We start from the raw sequence: 15,910 nt of genomic DNA, 5'->3' as shown, positions 1-15,910 counted from the left end.
GCAATTCAGGTTATTCCCAGAAATCACGCGCGGGATCGAGCACCGGGCGAATGATGCCCGCACGCACCGTAAAGTCGCCGAAGCCTTCACCCGCTTCGCGCTCTTTCGCCCAGCGCCCAACCAGTTCATCCAGCGAGGCCAGAATATCCGACTCGGTGATGTTTTCTTTATACATCCGTGGGATACGTGTCCCAATACGGTTGCCGCCAAGATGCAGGTTGTAGCGACCCGGCGCTTTCCCTACTAAGCCAATTTCCGCCAGCATCGCGCGGCCACAGCCGTTCGGGCAACCGGTCACGCGCATCACGATATGCTCATCAGGAATGCCATGTTTTTCCAGAATCGCTTCCACTTTGTCCGTGAACGACGGCAGGAAACGCTCGGCTTCCGCCATTGCCAGCGGGCAGGTCGGGAACGACACGCAGGCCATTGAGTTTTCACGCTGCGCGCTCACCGCATTCATCAACCCGTGGTCGCGCGCCAGCGTCTCGATCTTCGCTTTTTGGCTTTCCGGCACGCTGGCAATAATCAGGTTCTGGTTAGCGGTAATACGGAACTCGCCCTGATGAACCTTCGCGATCTCCAGCAGGCCGGTTTTCAGCGGACGCCCCGGATAGTCCAGAATGCGGCCACTTTCGATAAACAGCGTCAGGTGCCATTTATCATCAATGCCTTTCACCCAGCCAATCCTGTCGCCACGCCCGGTAAATTCATACGGACGAATGGGTTCAAATGTGATCCCCGCGCGACGCTCGACTTCCGCTTTAAACGTCTCCAGTCCCACGCGCTCAAGGGTGTATTTGGTTTTGGCGTTTTTACGGTCGGTACGGTTACCCCAGTCGCGCTGCGTAGTCACTACCGCTTCGGCCACCGCCAGGGTGTGCTCCAGCGGCAGGAAGCCAAACTCGCTCGCGGTACGGGCATACGTTTTCTTATTACCATGCTCAATAGACAGACCGCCGCCCACCAGCAGGTTAAAGCCGACCAGCTTGCCGTTCTCGGCAATCGCCACAAAGTTCATGTCGTTGGCGTGCAGATCGATATCGTTTTGCGGCGGGATCACTACCGTGGTTTTGAACTTACGCGGCAGATAGGTCTGACCGAGGATCGGCTCTTCATCGGTGGTCGCCACCTTCTCCTGATCGAGCCAGATCTCCGCATAGGCGCGAGTACGCGGCAGCAGATGTTCGGAGATCTTCTTCGCCCACTCGTAGGCTTCAGCATGCAGCTGAGACTCGTACGGGTTAGAGGTACACAGCACGTTACGGTTCATGTCGTTGGCGGTCGCCAGCGCGTCCAGCCCGACCGAATGCAGCATCTGGTGCACCGGCTTAACGTTCTTCTTCAGAATGCCGTGGAACTGGAAGGTCTGGCGGTTGGTCAGACGGATACTGCCATAAATCGTGTTATCCGCCGCGAATTTATCGATCGCCTGCCATTGCGTCGTAGTAATCACCCCGCCCGGCAGGCGGCAGCGCAGCAGCATCGCGTGGCGCGGCTCCAGCTTCTGCGCCGCACGCTCGGCGCGAATATCGCGGTCATCCTGCTGATACATGCCATGAAAGCGTATTAGCAGGAAGTTGTCGCCTTTAAAACCGCCGGTGAGACCGTCGTTCAGATCTTCCGCAATGGTACCGCGCAGGTAGTTGCTTTCCAGCTTCATGCGCTCGGCATCGGACAGTTTACCTTCGACCACCAGTGGGCCTGGATGTTTTTCGCTCATTAGTAGACATCTCGCTGATAACGGCGCTCGACGCGCAGCTCACTTAAAAATTCATCCGCCGCTTCGATGTCCATTGCACCGAATTCAGCAATCACTTCCAGCAATGCTTTTTCGACATCTGCGGCCATACGCCTGGCGTCGCCGCAGACATAAATGTGGGCACCGTCATTGATCCAGCGCCACAGCTCCGCGCCCTGTTCGCGCAGTTTGTCTTGTACGTAGATTTTTTCTTTTTGATCGCGGGACCAGGCCAGATCGATCCGGTTCAGCACGCCTTCTTTCACGTAACGCTGCCATTCAACCTGATAAAGGAAGTCTTCGGTGAAGTGCGGGTTACCGAAGAACAGCCAGTTCTTGCCTTCCGCACCGTCGGCGGCGCGTTGCTGCATAAAGGCGCGGAACGGCGCGATACCCGTACCTGGGCCAATCATAATCACCGGCGTTTCCGGGTTAGCTGGCAGGCGGAAATTATCGTTGTGTTCAATAAACACGCGCACTTCGCCCTCTTCTTCCACGCGGTCGGCGAGGAAGCTGGAAGCACCACCCGCGCGGGCGCGGCCTTCAATATCGTAGCGCACGACGCCGACGGTTACGTGTACTTCGCTTTCGACTTCCGCCTGCGCGGAGGCGATGGAGTACAGACGCGGCGTCAGCGGACGCAGCAGGCCGATTAATGCTTCAGCGTCGAGCTGCGCCGGAGAGAAACGCACCATATCAACAATGGGCGTGGTCGCGGCGTAGTGCTGGAGCTGCGCTTTGTCGCCCACTAATGGCAACAGCGACTCACTGCGCGTCAGGGTCGCGTAGTTCTCAACAATGTTGGCGGTATTCACCGTCAGCTCGAAGTGCCACTCCAGCGCTTCGGCGAGCGGCAGGGTTTTACCATCAACCGTCACCGGCTCATCGCCTTTCAGCCACAGCAATTCCACGATCTCTTTGACCAGCGCGGGATCGTTCTGATACCAGACACCCAGCGCATCTCCCGGCTGGTAACGCAGACCGGAGTCGCCTAAATCAATCTCAATATGGCGAACGTCTTTTTCCGAGTTGCGACCGGTGATTTTCTGATTCACGGCGAGGGTCGCGGTCAGCGGCGCGTCTTTGGTATAGGGGCTGGTGTGGATGTCGTTTACCGCGCCAGTAGCGACGGATTGCGAAGGTGCCGCGACAGGTACGCGGGACTTCAGAACATCAACCACGCGGGCGCGCCATTCGCTGGCAGCTGCCTGATATTCAACGTCAGCATCGACACGGTCGAGCAGACGTTCACCGCCCAGTTCCGCCAGTTTGCTGTCGAAATCTTTTCCGGACTGGCAGAAGAATTCATAGGATGTATCGCCAAGGCTAAATACGGCAAACGCGGTATCGGTCAGTTTCGGCGCTTTTTTGGAGAACAGGAATTTATGCAGCGCGACAGCCTCTTCCGGCGGCTCGCCTTCTCCCTGGGTGGACGTCACTATCACCAACAGTTTTTCACTGGCAATCTGTTTGAATTTGTAGTCGCCGGCGTTCACCAGTGTCACATTAAGGTTGGCCGCCAGCAGATCATCACGCAGCGCTTCCGCCACACGACGCGCATTGCCGGTTTGCGAAGCGGAGATAAGCGTAACCCCCGGCATCTTCCCCTCAGGAACAGGCGTGACGGCAACAGCGCCTGAGCGCGGGTTCAGTACGCCCCAAAAATAGCCGGAGACCCAGGCAAGCTGTTCGGGAGTAAGGTCGGTTGTCGCGGCCTGAAGGCGCGCCAGTTGCTCCGGATTAAGCGGAAGCAACCCAGTCAGTGGAGCCGGTGTCGTCATGCGTCGTTATGTTCCAGTAAGCAAAGCGGATCTATACACAAAATCATTCAAGTTCGCTGTAGCCCAGACTGTAAGCTGATCGCGCCCCAGGAGCGTACATAAATACGTGACTGGGGTGAGTAAACGCAGTCAACACAGATGCGGCTTGAAGGATGAAGTGTATAAGCGATAAATCCCAAACTGAGGATAAGGTTAACGGTGAGAGGAATAACAATTAAAGAAGGGTTGGAAATAACAAATAACCAAATGAACTAACCTGTTTTAGTTATCGTGATTAACGCCAAAATCGATTTTATAATTGATTGATAATTATTGAATTTTCTGGAAATTCTTAAATTAATTGCCCGTCACAAGGCGGAGAATGGTTTTAGTTAATGATAAAAAATGCGCTTTCCGGTACCCTACGGCGGTTTTTTTATTGCCTGAGAGTTCATCATGTCCACCACGTTGTATAAAGATTTCACCTTTGAAGCCGCTCACCGCCTGCCTCACGTGCCTGAAGGGCATAAGTGCGGCCGCCTGCACGGACACTCGTTTATGGTGCGTCTCGAAATTACCGGTGAAGTCGATCCGCATACCGGTTGGATTATGGATTTCGCGGATCTCAAAGCGGCGTTTAAACCTACTTACGATCGTCTTGATCACTACTATCTGAATGATATTCCAGGGCTGTCCAATCCCACCAGCGAAGTGCTGGCAAAATGGATTTGGGATCAGGTTAAACCTGTCGTGCCGCTACTGAGCGCCGTGATGGTGAAAGAGACCTGTACAGCCGGCTGCGTCTATCGCGGCGAATAAGGTTTATTAACGCGTGGGCTGGATGGCAGATTGATTCCAGCCTATCCACACGACGTTTTATCAGTGAAAACATTGTCCAGCGCGGTGTTAAAAGCGCAGCACATCACCGGTTGCAGGTGCGGTTATTTCCGGTAGCCACAACCGCCCCCAGGCCCCTGTACAGTGACAACCGCATAGTTTTTCAGGTTTTTGTTCTTGCAGAAAGCGCCTGACTCGCCACAGCGTGAACGGTGATGCGCAACGGAGATGAAATCCGCCGACAAGCGCGTAAATCCGCTTTATACCGGTAATGTTCTGACAGTGCCGGACAATATTTGCGATTCCCCGATGCCCGCATCCCGTAATGATGACTAATCCTTTTGCCGACTGGTAAATCAGTACGCCCTCATCCAAAATAGAGTCCGGCTCCGCATCGTGGCCGCCAAAAATGCCGTAGGCTTCAGGCGCGACCACTGGTATTTCCCCTGACCAGATAAAGTTTTCGCCAATCGGCAGGGGGTCACGCGTGTACATCATTCGGTAGCGTGAATAGTCCACCTCACATGACAATTTTTTTATTTTTCGGGTAATACCGAGAAAAGTCATTGCCGCATAACGTTCGCGCGCAATATCGGGATGGCAGATGATTCGACTGTTATCAGGAAGCCATGGCACGCCGCCGCAATGATCGTAATGACCATGCGAAAGCACCACAGCAGACACATCGGACAGGTCGATACCCATCGCCAACGCGTTTTGCATAAAACTGCCATCAGGGCCGGTATCGAACAAGATCGACGTAGACTCATCCTCGACCAACAGGCTTAATCCTGGTCGGGCCTTCAACGATTTATCCGCTCCAGCTCCCTTATGATTTTCGAGCAATACCCTGATCCTTAACGCCATGGCCTTCTCCTGTATAAAAGCCTCCCCGGAAAAACGCGGCCTTTTTACTTTACAGGTTTGTACCAGCCATTACTGGTACACAGATTATGATTATGCAACGGCTATCCCCGCTGGCGCGGGGAACACTACTAGCCTTTGCGCTTACGGAACGTTTAACGCGGTTTATCCCCGCTGGCGCGGGGAACACTGCTGGATAAAATAACTGACGACACCCAGCAGCGGTTTATCCCCGCTGGCGCGGGGAACACGTTTTATCCCACGGTATGATCCCGCGCCACGTCGGTTTATCCCCGCTGGCGCGGGGAACACTGCGCCAAGTACAGGTAAAGAACTTCGTAAGCCGGTTTATCCCCGCTGGCGCGGGGAACACTTAACCGGCTGTTAGGGATGGGAAATAAACTCCGGTTTATCCCCGCTGGCGCGGGGAACACCCGGGCGCGTCGGTGAGTCGGCGGAAAGGGCACGGTTTATCCCCGCTGGCACGGTTTATCCCCGCTGGCGCGGGGAACACAAAACGTCGCAGCGCCTCCGGGCGGACGTCGTCGGTTTATCCCCGCTGGCGCGGGGAACACACTAAACGTATATCGTTCTTTATAAAGCACTTTTTATCATCACCACATTCCACCAACATAATCGCAACAATTTAAATTATTAAAGAACAGCTAATTTGCTGATTTTGATGCAAAAAAGTTCATAGAATGATTTTTTCTTTAATGGATGACTCACAGACGGCATCGGCAGGCCGTCCGTAAAATTAGTAATGCATCAGGCAATATTTAAATATTTATGTGTTTGCATCGACAAACGCCAGTTACGCGCAATACAAGTTTCAATACACAGACGCGTCGCGTCTTCTTTCTGGCTAATGGGCTGCAAAGCAATCACGCGCGGTTTATCATCGCTCAACGTGGCTAACAGTTCATCCAGCGCCTCAATATCACGAACTCGCCCAACGGGATGCTTGATTTCATTGGCGCGCTCCAGCGCCTGGGAAAGCACGTCATATCCTCCGCGCATATTCACTTTTGGTGAAACCGTTACCCAGGTGTTAGGCGTACAGCGCACTTCGTGCGTCCCGCTGGTTTCAATCTGACAACTAAAACCACTCTTTTCAAGCAGATCGGTGAGCGGCATGAGGTCGTGAATACAGGGTTCGCCACCGGTGATGACAACGTGACGCGCGGTATAGTCCTGACGATTAATCACCGCCAGCAGATCTTCACTGCTCGCAGCACCCCATTTGTCGCTCTCTTTGGTTTTTGCCAGAATGCTGAACAGAGACACTTCCCGATCGCTCAGTTTATCCCAGGTATGCTTAGTATCACACCAGGCACAGCCGACCGGACATCCTTGTAAACGAATAAAAATAGCGGGGACGCCGGTAAAATAACCCTCGCCTTGTAGGGTCTGGAACATCTCGTTAATCGGGTACTGCATAGCGTTCTCTGTTAAGGGGATAATCGTTAATTATTGCAGATTTCGTCTGCCCGGTCATGCACAGCGGCTGCGCTATTGAACAGATACAAAAAAACCCGCCGAAGCGGGTTTATACGTTAAGAGGTAAAAGCAGGATTACGCCTGGCCTTTGATCTCTTTACGACCGTTGTACGGTGCTTTTTCGCCCAGCGCTTCTTCGATACGAATCAGCTGGTTGTATTTAGCAACGCGGTCAGAACGGCTCATAGAACCGGTTTTGATCTGGCCTGCAGCGGTACCAACAGCCAGATCAGCGATGGTAGCGTCTTCAGTTTCACCAGAACGGTGAGAGATGACAGCAGTGTAGCCAGCGTCTTTCGCCATCTTGATTGCAGCCAGAGTTTCGGTCAGAGAACCGATCTGGTTGAATTTGATCAGGATGGAGTTAGCGATGCCTTTCTCGATGCCTTCTTTCAGGATTTTGGTGTTGGTTACGAACAGGTCGTCACCAACCAGCTGGATTTTGTCGCCCAGTACTTTGGTCTGGTATGCAAAACCGTCCCAGTCAGACTCGTCCAGACCATCTTCGATGGAAACGATCGGGTACTGTTTGGTCAGTTCTTCCAGGAAGTGGGTGAATTCTTCGGAGGTGAACGCTTTGTTGCCTTCGCCAGCCAGAACGTATTTACCATCTTTGTAGAATTCAGATGCTGCGCAGTCCATCGCCAGGGTGATGTCTTTACCCAGCTCGTAACCAGCCGCTTTAACCGCTTCAGCGATAACAGCCAGTGCTTCCGCGTTGGAGCCCAGGTTCGGCGCATAGCCGCCTTCGTCACCCACAGCGGTGTTCATGCCTTTGCCTTTCAGCACTTTTGCCAGGTGATGGAAAACTTCAGAACCCATACGGATGGCTTCTTTAACCGTTTTCGCGCCAACCGGCTGGATCATGAATTCCTGGATGTCGACGTTGTTGTCAGCGTGCTCGCCACCGTTGATGATGTTCATCATCGGAACCGGCATGGAGTATTTGCCCGGAGTGCCGTTCAGTTCAGCAATGTGCTCGTACAGCGGCATACCTTTAGCGGCAGCAGCAGCTTTGGCGTTAGCCAGAGAGACAGCCAGAATGGCGTTTGCACCGAAGTTAGATTTGTTTTCAGTACCGTCCAGGTCGATCATGATTTTGTCGATGCCAGCCTGGTCTTTAGCGTCTTTGCCAAGAATAGCCTGAGCGATCGGGCCGTTAACCGCGCCAACAGCTTTGGTTACGCCTTTACCCAAGAAACGGGATTTGTCGCCATCGCGCAGCTCCAGCGCTTCGCGGGAACCAGTAGAAGCACCTGACGGAGCCGCCGCCATACCTACGAAACCACCTTCCAGGTGTACTTCAGCTTCAACAGTCGGGTTACCACGGGAGTCGATGATTTCACGACCGATGACTTTAACGATTTTGGACATTAGGTTTTCCTCAAGTCACTAGTTAAACTAAAACTTCAGACAAACGGTGCACCGCTTAGGGTGCACCGCTGTTCTAACTTTTTTACTTCGCCTGACGTTTCTGATGCTCGCTGGCGGCTTTAACAAAGCCGGCGAACAACGGATGTCCATCACGCGGCGTGGAAGTAAATTCCGGATGGAACTGACAGGCCACGAACCACGGATGATTCGGTACCTCAATGATCTCGACTAACTGATCATCACCGGAACGGCCTGCGACACGCAGACCCGCTGCTTCAATTTGTTTCAACAACATATTGTTGACTTCGTAACGATGGCGATGACGTTCAACAATCGTCGACGCGCCGTACAACTGACGTACCAGACTGTCATCGCTAAGCTGGCACTGCTGCGCACCCAGGCGCATGGTGCCACCCAGATCGCTCTTCTCGCTACGGACTTCAACGTTACCGTCTTCATCGCGCCACTCGGTAATTAACGCCACAACCGGGTACTTACAGTCTGGCACAAATTCCGTTGAGTTGGCGTTGTCCATGCCGGCCACGTTACGAGCGAACTCAATCAACGCAACCTGCATCCCCAGGCAAATGCCCAGATAAGGAATATTGTTTTCACGCGCATAGCGCGCAGTGGCGATTTTACCTTCAACGCCACGATAGCCGAAGCCGCCGGGGATCAGGATAGCGTCCAAATCTTTCAGAATTTCGACGCCGCGCGTTTCAACATCTTGCGAATCGATCAATTTGATGTTGACGGTAACGCGGTTTTTCAGACCACCGTGTTTCAGCGCTTCGATCACCGACTTATAGGCATCCGGCAGTTCAATATATTTGCCGACCATGCCGATAGTCACTTCGCCTGCCGGGTTCGCTTCTTCGTAAATGACCTGTTCCCATTCAGACAGGTTAGCTTCCGGACAGTTCAAGCTGAATCGTTTACAAATATAATCATCAAGCCCCTGAGATTTCAACAGGCCCGGAATTTTATAAATGGAATCGACATCTTTCATTGAAATAACGGCTTTTTCCGGCACATTACAGAACAATGCAATTTTTGCACGCTCGTTGGCAGGAACCGCACGGTCGGAACGACAAATCAGAATATCGGGCTGAATACCGATAGACAGCAGCTCTTTCACGGAGTGCTGAGTCGGTTTAGTTTTCACTTCGCCCGCAGCCGCCAGGTAAGGTACCAGCGTCAGGTGCATAAACAGCGCGTGTTCACGACCGATATCTACCGCCAATTGACGAATCGCCTCAAGAAACGGCAGCGATTCGATATCACCGACGGTACCGCCGATTTCCACCAGTACCACATCGTGGCCTTCGCCGCCTTCCAGCACGCGCTCTTTAATCGCGTTAGTGATGTGAGGGATTACCTGTACGGTTGCGCCCAGATAGTCGCCACGGCGTTCTTTACGCAGAACGTCGGAGTAGATACGGCCAGTCGTGAAGTTGTTGCGGCGAGACATCTTGGTGCGGATGAAACGCTCGTAGTGCCCCAGGTCCAGGTCGGTTTCAGCGCCGTCTTCAGTAACGAACACTTCCCCGTGTTGGATTGGGCTCATAGTACCCGGATCAACGTTGATGTACGGATCCAGTTTCATGATGGTCACGTTGAGACCACGGGCTTCCAGAATGGCTGCGAGGGAGGCTGCGGCAATGCCTTTACCCAGAGAGGATACGACCCCGCCGGTCACAAAAATATAGTTCGTTGTCATGCGGAACCTGAGAAGTTAGGTTTAAAAGACGATGGAATAACCAGGACGGGAAAGCAGTATACCCGAACATGACCTACGCCACAAACTTTCATTATTCCTCCTCTTCGTCAGGCTGACATTCACACAGGGAGGGAGAAAATAGCCCCTTTGAGGTAAATGTTTTTGACGTAAATCAAGCGCTTGTTATTTAAAAAATCACACAAATCGCTCTTGACCGCCTAAAACCTTTAGAGATCAATTTCCTGGCGTTTTACTTCCTGCCAAACTTCTTCCATTGTTTCCAGGTCCACCCCGGTCATTTCCAGGCCTCTGGCTGCGACAATACGTTCAACTTCGCGAAAACGACGTTCAAATTTATCGTTCGCTTTTTGCAAAGCGAGCTCCGCTTTCGTACCTAAATGACGCGCCATGTTGACCGTGGCAAAGAGCAAATCGCCCATTTCCTCTTCCAGTTTAGCCTGATCAACAACCGCCTGCCGCGCCTCGAACATCACCTCATCGATCTCTTCATAGACCTTACCGACGACAGGTCCCAGCGTCGTCCAGTCAAAGCCCACGTTTGAACACCGTTTCTGGATTTTTTGCGCGCGCATTAAGGCCGGTAAGCTGCGCGGAATATCGTCCAGCGCGGAATGCTGCGCTTTTTGCGCGCGCTCTTCCGTTTTGATTTGCTCCCAGCGAGCTAAGACTTCTTCGCTATTATCCGCGGAAAGCTCGCCAAAAACATGCGGATGGCGGCGCTCCAGCTTGTCGCTGATGGCAGCGCAGATATCATTAAAATCGAAGCGGCCTTCTTCCTGCGCCATCTGCGCGTAAAACACCACCTGGAACAACAGGTCGCCCAGTTCGCCGCGCAAATCGTCAAAATCCTCACGCGCAATCGCATCCAGTACTTCATAGGTTTCTTCCAGCGTATAAGGCGCGATGCTGGCGAAGGTCTGCTCTTTATCCCACGGGCAGCCGTTTTCCGGGTCACGCAGGCGCTGCATGAGGGTGAGAAGACGGTCAATTTGATAGTTAGTTGTCATGGTTTTTAATCGGTTGTAAATACTAGCGACAATTGTAACGTATTATTCTTAACCATTCACGCACAGAGACACTACGGCAACGCCTATATAATAAAATATATTGTTAACAGGTGTTGAACGCTACCTCTCCCGTATAATTTTAAAATTATTAATCGATACACAACAATATAATAATCATATAAATAACTTATTAAAAAAACAGATATTTGCACCAGGCATTATAAATAACATCAATTAAGCAAACGCTATAAGCACCCCACCCAAAGAGCCTTCCCTTTCAAAAAAATAAATTATTTCACTTTTACGGAAAAACGAGTAGCATGCACGCCAGTTTAATATTCAAAAAAGACGGCTTTTTTTATTTTTTTCTGGAACATACATGAAATAAATATATTGAAAGTATTACATATAATATTCTATGAGCCTGTACGATCATTCAGCTCATAAGAATAAACTCATAAAAATGTAGAAATATAATATATTTATTATGACCTATTTTTTACCCAAAGCCCGCAGCATGGCTCTATGCCGCATATCCCTTGGTATACGCGTACAAAATGTTGCCATAAAACACGTTAATTAAGGATAACACGATGAAGTCATCTCATTTTTGTAAACTGGCAGTAACTGCATCTTTAGTTATGGGAATTGTCTCCGGCGCTCAAGCCGCGGGTAGCAACACAGCAAAGGTCACTTTCCTTGGTAATATTGTTGATTCCCCCTGCTCAATCACACTTGTTTTTTAGATAAAAAGGCTATAACCAATTTACATGCTTACCAGCATCCTGATTCTGGCTCAGAATACGTATCACGATAACTTCCGTAACTGATTGTATAAAATAGATAATATGCCTTTCAAACGGTAAGGCATAAATGTATTCACCCAGTTCAGGTCGAGGCGTGCCAATGTTATTGGCACTCATGATGCTGAATATTTCTGATAGATGATTAATATATCGATCGGCCTGTATTTCGCCAAAATACAGCCAGCCGTAATGCCAGATATTTTCCAGATCTTCACTGGCCTTTGGCGTTAATTTTACCGTTCTCACCGGGTTTGATCATCCCTGTTTTGACCTTCCGTAAAAAGGCGTCCTTTTCCCAAGCCTGGGGCTCTCCGCTGTTCAGACCTTCAGCCAGAAGTTCACGTAACGCCTGAAGTCGTGACTCGGCCTGTTTTTCCCTCAGCAGACGAAGAGACTCTCTGATCACTTCACTTTGTGTTCTGTAATCACCTGATTCTATGAGCGATTCAATAAACTCGCGCAGTTCATCACCAAGATCAACGGTCATTGTTCTGGCCATAACAGCCTCCACTGTAAGTATAAATCTTACATAAGAGTACACCGGAAATGAAATGTACGTCAAAAACATACCCCATATCTCATGCTTATGGGGTTGGTTAATGCGGCTTTGCTGAACGAGTAGCAAAGCCGCTACATTATTACTGTCTGGGGTTTACCCCCCGTGCAGTCGCCGTGCATCAATCACATCCGGCACCTGGTTCAGCTTACCGAGCACGCGGCCCAGCACCTGCAGGTTGTAGATCTCGATGGTCATATCAATGGTGGCGATCTGCTGCTTAATGTCGCTGCGGCTGGCGACGCCCAGCACGTTGACTTTTTCGTTAGCCAGAATGGTGGTGATATCACGCAATAAACCGCTGCGATCGTTGGCCTGGACGCGCACCACCAGCGAATATCCCGCCGAGTAGCTTTCGCCCCATACCGCCTCTACGATCCGCTCCGGCGCATGTGAGCGCAGTTCCGCCAACTGTTCGCAATCGGCCCGGTGCACGGAAATCCCCCGCCCCTGAGTAATGAAGCCGACAATTTCATCCCCCGGAATCGGCTGGCAGCAGCGGGCAATGTGGTGCATCAAATTACCCACGCCTTCTACCACCACGCGCCCGTCGTCTTTACGACGATTTTGCGGCGCGTATGTTTTTTGCTGAAGCTGTTTCAGCGCTGCTGCATCCTGCTCCTCTGCACTCGGCTTATTGAACTGTGATTGCAGGAAATTCACCATCTGATTAAGACGGATATCGCCGCCGCCTATCGCCGCCAGCAACTCTTCCAGCTCATTAAAGTTGTAGCGCGGCAGCAGATGTTTCTCGGCCTCTTTCAGGCTAATCCCTAAATGCGCCAGCTCATCGTCGAGGATCTGCCGTCCAGCCAGGATATTTTTGTCACGGTCCTGTTTACGGAACCAGGCGTGAATTTTCGAGCGCCCGCGGCTGGTCGTCACATAGCCCAGGTTTGGATTCAGCCAGTCGCGGCTGGGATTCGGCTGCTTCTGCGTGATAATTTCAACCTGATCGCCCATCTGCAACTGATAGGTGAATGGCACAATACGGCCGCCGATTTTAGCGCCAATGCAGCGGTGCCCGACATCGCTGTGGATGTGGTAAGCAAAATCGAGCGGCGTAGAACCGGCAGGCAAGTCAACCACGTCGCCTTTTGGCGTAAAAACGTAGACCCGATCGTCAAACACCTGGCTGCGCACTTCATCCAGCATTTCGCCGGAATCGGCCATCTCTTCCTGCCAGGCGATCAGCTTACGCAGCCACGCAATTCTGTCTTCATGACCGGAACGCACGCCGCCGGACGCGGCGCCTTCTTTATACTTCCAGTGCGCCGCCACGCCCAGTTCGGCGTCTTCATGCATCTGTTTGGTACGAATCTGGATCTCAACGGTTTTACCGCCCGGCCCCAGGACCACGGTGTGGATAGACTGGTAACCGTTCGGTTTCGGGTTAGCAACATAATCATCGAATTCATCCGGCAGGTGGCGATAGTGCGTATGCACTATCCCCAACGCGGCGTAGCAGTCTTGCAGACGTTCAGCGACGATACGCACGGCGCGCACGTCAAAGAGTTCATCAAACGCCAGATGCTTTTTCTGCATTTTGCGCCAGATGCTATAAATATGTTTTGGTCGTCCGTAGACTTCCGCCTGCACGCCTTCGTTTTTCATTTCGGCGCGCAGATGTCCAACAAACTCTTCGATGTAATGTTCGCGATCGAGACGGCGCTCATGCAGCAGTTTGGCGATGCGTTTGTATTCCGCCGGATGCAGGTAGCGGAAACAGTAGTCTTCCAGTTCCCACTTCAGTTGCCCGATGCCCAGACGATTAGCGAGCGGCGCATAGATGTTGGTACATTCTTTCGCCGCCAGCACGCGCTCATCTTCCGGCGCCTCTTTCACTTCGCGCAAATGAGCGATTCGCTCGGCCAGTTTGATCACCACGCAGCGGAAATCATCCACCATCGCCAATAACATTCGACGGACGTTATCAACCTGCTCCGAAGAAACAGAGTCGTTATGAGTGGCGTTTAGCTGACGGATCGCCGCCATATCGCGCACGCCATGAATCAGGGTAACGATAGATTTGCCGACGCTTTCGCGCAGTACATCTTCGCTGACTACGTTGGCGTCGGCCAGAGGGAACAGTAGCGCCGCCCGCAGCGTGTCGATATCCATACTCAGCGTGGAAAGAATTTCTACCATCTCCACGCCACGCCACAGCAACAGATCCGCATCCGGATGTCCTTGTGTCTGTTGCAGGCAATACGCCCAGGTTTCGGCTAAGCGCTCACACGACTGCTGGCTGGAAATTCCCAGGCTTGCGATCCACTTCTTCGGATCAAATTCACCAGCTTTATTAATATGTGCACTTCTTACCGCGACCATCGTCCTCTCCTTAAGGGACCAGGCCTACCGAAGTCGGTAAGCCGGTAATCATTACATGCGCTCGAACAGAACCATTGATTCCAGATGTCCTGTGTGCGGGAACATGTCGAGCATCGCTAAACGCGTAACCTCATATCCCGCATTGACCAGCGCTTCACTATCGCGCGCCAGCGTCGCCGGGTTACAGGATACATAAACAATGCGAATAGGTTTTAATTTTATAATATGTCGCATCACTCCTGTAGCCCCCGCACGCGCAGGATCGAGTAAGACTTTGTCAAAGCCGTTTTTCGCCCACGGCTGCTTCGTGACATCTTCCTCCAGGTTCTCATGGAAGAATGTCACATTATGTAAACCATTGCGGATGGCGTTTTCACGGCCTTTTTCTACCAGCGCCGGAACGCCCTCAACCCCTACCACGCTTGCCGCGCACGTTGCCAGCGGCAGCGTAAAATTCCCCATTCCGCAGAACAGATCCAGGACACGATCCTCGGCGCGCACATCAAGCCACTCCAGCGCGCGTGCGACCATTTGCTGGTTTACCACCTCATTAACCTGAATAAAGTCTCGCGGACTGAAGGCTAAACGTAAGCCGTGCGAATCATACCAGGGCGCCTCGCCAGATACCGTTTCCAGTATCTCGCTAAACGGCGCCAGAAACAGAGACAATCCCTCAGAATGCGAAAAGCGTTCCAGTTTTTCTTTATCCGCCGCACTCAATGGCGCGGTATGGCGCAGAATCATCAGCGTACCGCTTCCCGCCTGTACCAGCTCAACATGCCCAAGATGTCGGGTGCCGTGTAAACTCGCCAGACACGCCCTGATTCGGGGCAGCAATGCTTCAAGCTGGGGCGCCAAAACAGGGCACTGTTCGACATTGACGATATCGCTGGAACCCGCTTTGCGAAATCCCATTTGCAGCGGTTTATCCGGCAGGCAATTCAGACTTAACCGCGCACGACGCCGATAACCCCAGGGCTCGCCGGCGATGATGTCATTCACCTCGTGTTTCATCAAACGCGCCAGCGCCGCGCTTTTGCTGCGTTGTTGCAGGGTGATGCTGACATGCTGTTGCTGACAACCGCCGCAGACGCCAAAATGCGGGCAGCGCGGCGTTTCTCGTTCCGGGCTATCATTCAAACGGCGCGAAACGCGTGCGCGGGCAAATTGCTTTTTATCTTCTGTAAGAATGACTTCTGCGCTTTCCTCAGGCAATAAACCGGGGATAAACAGCGCCTTTCCGTTATGACGGGCTACGCCCTGACCAAATGAATCGAGGTCATTGACTTTAACGGTTATGATCTGACGCGTCGTCACGCGCCGTTTTGCAGAGTAGAATTGCGCCATCGACCAGCTTTTTCTCAATTTAACAGTGTGACCCTAATTGTCCCAT

The 15,910-nt window shown here is 52.1% G+C and carries 12 protein-coding genes, 1 pseudogene and 1 CRISPR repeat array; of the genes and pseudogenes, 2 read left to right on the top strand and 11 right to left on the bottom strand.

Annotated features, from left to right (window positions below; genetic code table 11):
* Positions 1–10: 10 nt before the first annotated feature.
* Positions 11–1,723, bottom strand: a complete 1,713-nt coding sequence (gene cysI, locus ACLJPE_RS11400; RefSeq protein ID WP_023207767.1) for an assimilatory sulfite reductase (NADPH) hemoprotein subunit — start codon at positions 1,721–1,723, stop codon at positions 11–13.
* Complete coding sequence (gene cysJ, locus ACLJPE_RS11395; protein ID WP_023207768.1) at positions 1,723–3,522, bottom strand: NADPH-dependent assimilatory sulfite reductase flavoprotein subunit; 1,800 nt, start codon at positions 3,520–3,522, stop codon at positions 1,723–1,725. Before cysJ ends, cysI begins: the two co-directional genes overlap by 1 nt.
* A gap of 435 nt (positions 3,523–3,957) precedes the next feature.
* On the opposite strand from cysJ, the gene queD reads away from it, so the two are divergent.
* Complete coding sequence (queD, locus tag ACLJPE_RS11390) at positions 3,958–4,320, top strand: 6-carboxytetrahydropterin synthase QueD (RefSeq protein ID WP_000108313.1); 363 nt, start codon at positions 3,958–3,960, stop codon at positions 4,318–4,320.
* 87 nt (positions 4,321–4,407) lie between these two features.
* Here the strand turns inward: queD and ACLJPE_RS11385 are convergent, their stop codons facing one another.
* The 5 genes from ACLJPE_RS11385 to mazG form a co-directional block, all read right to left on the bottom strand.
* Entirely contained in the window at positions 4,408–5,205 is a 798-nt protein-coding gene (locus ACLJPE_RS11385) for an MBL fold metallo-hydrolase (protein WP_001522969.1), read from the bottom strand.
* A gap of 97 nt (positions 5,206–5,302) precedes the next feature.
* A CRISPR array of direct repeats spans positions 5,303–5,777; the repeat unit is 29 nt; unit sequence CGGTTTATCCCCGCTGGCGCGGGGAACAC.
* 193 nt (positions 5,778–5,970) lie between these two features.
* The gene (gene queE / locus ACLJPE_RS11380; RefSeq protein ID WP_001199956.1) at positions 5,971–6,642 is read right to left on the bottom strand and encodes a 7-carboxy-7-deazaguanine synthase QueE; all 672 of its coding nucleotides are present in this window, start codon (positions 6,640–6,642) and stop codon (positions 5,971–5,973) included.
* Positions 6,643–6,777: 135 nt separating this feature from the next.
* A complete protein-coding gene (eno, locus tag ACLJPE_RS11375; RefSeq protein WP_000036734.1) occupies positions 6,778–8,076 on the bottom strand; it encodes a phosphopyruvate hydratase in 1,299 nt (432 codons plus the stop codon).
* Between the two features lie 82 nt (positions 8,077–8,158).
* The gene (pyrG, locus tag ACLJPE_RS11370; protein ID WP_000210864.1) at positions 8,159–9,796 is read right to left on the bottom strand and encodes a glutamine hydrolyzing CTP synthase; all 1,638 of its coding nucleotides are present in this window, start codon (positions 9,794–9,796) and stop codon (positions 8,159–8,161) included.
* A 227-nt stretch (positions 9,797–10,023) separates the two neighbouring features.
* Positions 10,024–10,824 carry a nucleoside triphosphate pyrophosphohydrolase gene (gene mazG / locus ACLJPE_RS11365; RefSeq protein WP_023233373.1) on the bottom strand — a complete coding sequence of 267 codons (801 nt, stop codon included), beginning with the start codon at positions 10,822–10,824 and terminating at the stop codon, positions 10,024–10,026.
* A gap of 593 nt (positions 10,825–11,417) precedes the next feature.
* On the opposite strand from mazG, the pseudogene ACLJPE_RS11360 reads away from it, so the two are divergent.
* Positions 11,418–11,561, top strand: a pseudogene (locus tag ACLJPE_RS11360) (fimbrial protein SteA); the annotation flags it as partial.
* Between the two features lie 18 nt (positions 11,562–11,579).
* Here the strand turns inward: ACLJPE_RS11360 and ACLJPE_RS11355 are convergent.
* The 4 genes from ACLJPE_RS11355 to rlmD form a co-directional block, all read right to left on the bottom strand.
* Entirely contained in the window at positions 11,580–11,876 is a 297-nt protein-coding gene (locus ACLJPE_RS11355; protein WP_001261199.1) for a type II toxin-antitoxin system RelE/ParE family toxin, read from the bottom strand.
* A complete protein-coding gene (locus ACLJPE_RS11350; protein ID WP_072102670.1) occupies positions 11,842–12,198 on the bottom strand; it encodes a type II toxin-antitoxin system ParD family antitoxin in 357 nt (118 codons plus the stop codon). Before ACLJPE_RS11350 ends, ACLJPE_RS11355 begins: the two co-directional genes overlap by 35 nt.
* Positions 12,199–12,282: 84 nt before the next feature.
* Positions 12,283–14,517, bottom strand: a complete 2,235-nt coding sequence (relA, locus tag ACLJPE_RS11345) for a GTP diphosphokinase (protein WP_000226841.1) — start codon at positions 14,515–14,517, stop codon at positions 12,283–12,285.
* Between the two features lie 51 nt (positions 14,518–14,568).
* Positions 14,569–15,864, bottom strand: coding sequence for a 23S rRNA (uracil(1939)-C(5))-methyltransferase RlmD (rlmD, locus tag ACLJPE_RS11340; RefSeq protein ID WP_000046866.1), 1,296 nt, complete (start codon positions 15,862–15,864; stop codon positions 14,569–14,571).
* Positions 15,865–15,910: the final 46 nt, after the last annotated feature.

Origin of the sequence: Salmonella sp. SAL04196, from assembly GCF_046550835.1 — a bacterium.
GTDB lineage: Bacteria > Pseudomonadota > Gammaproteobacteria > Enterobacterales > Enterobacteriaceae > Salmonella > Salmonella enterica.
The sequence above is the reverse complement of the archived record's forward strand: the minus strand, read 5'-3'. Positions and strand labels throughout refer to the sequence as shown.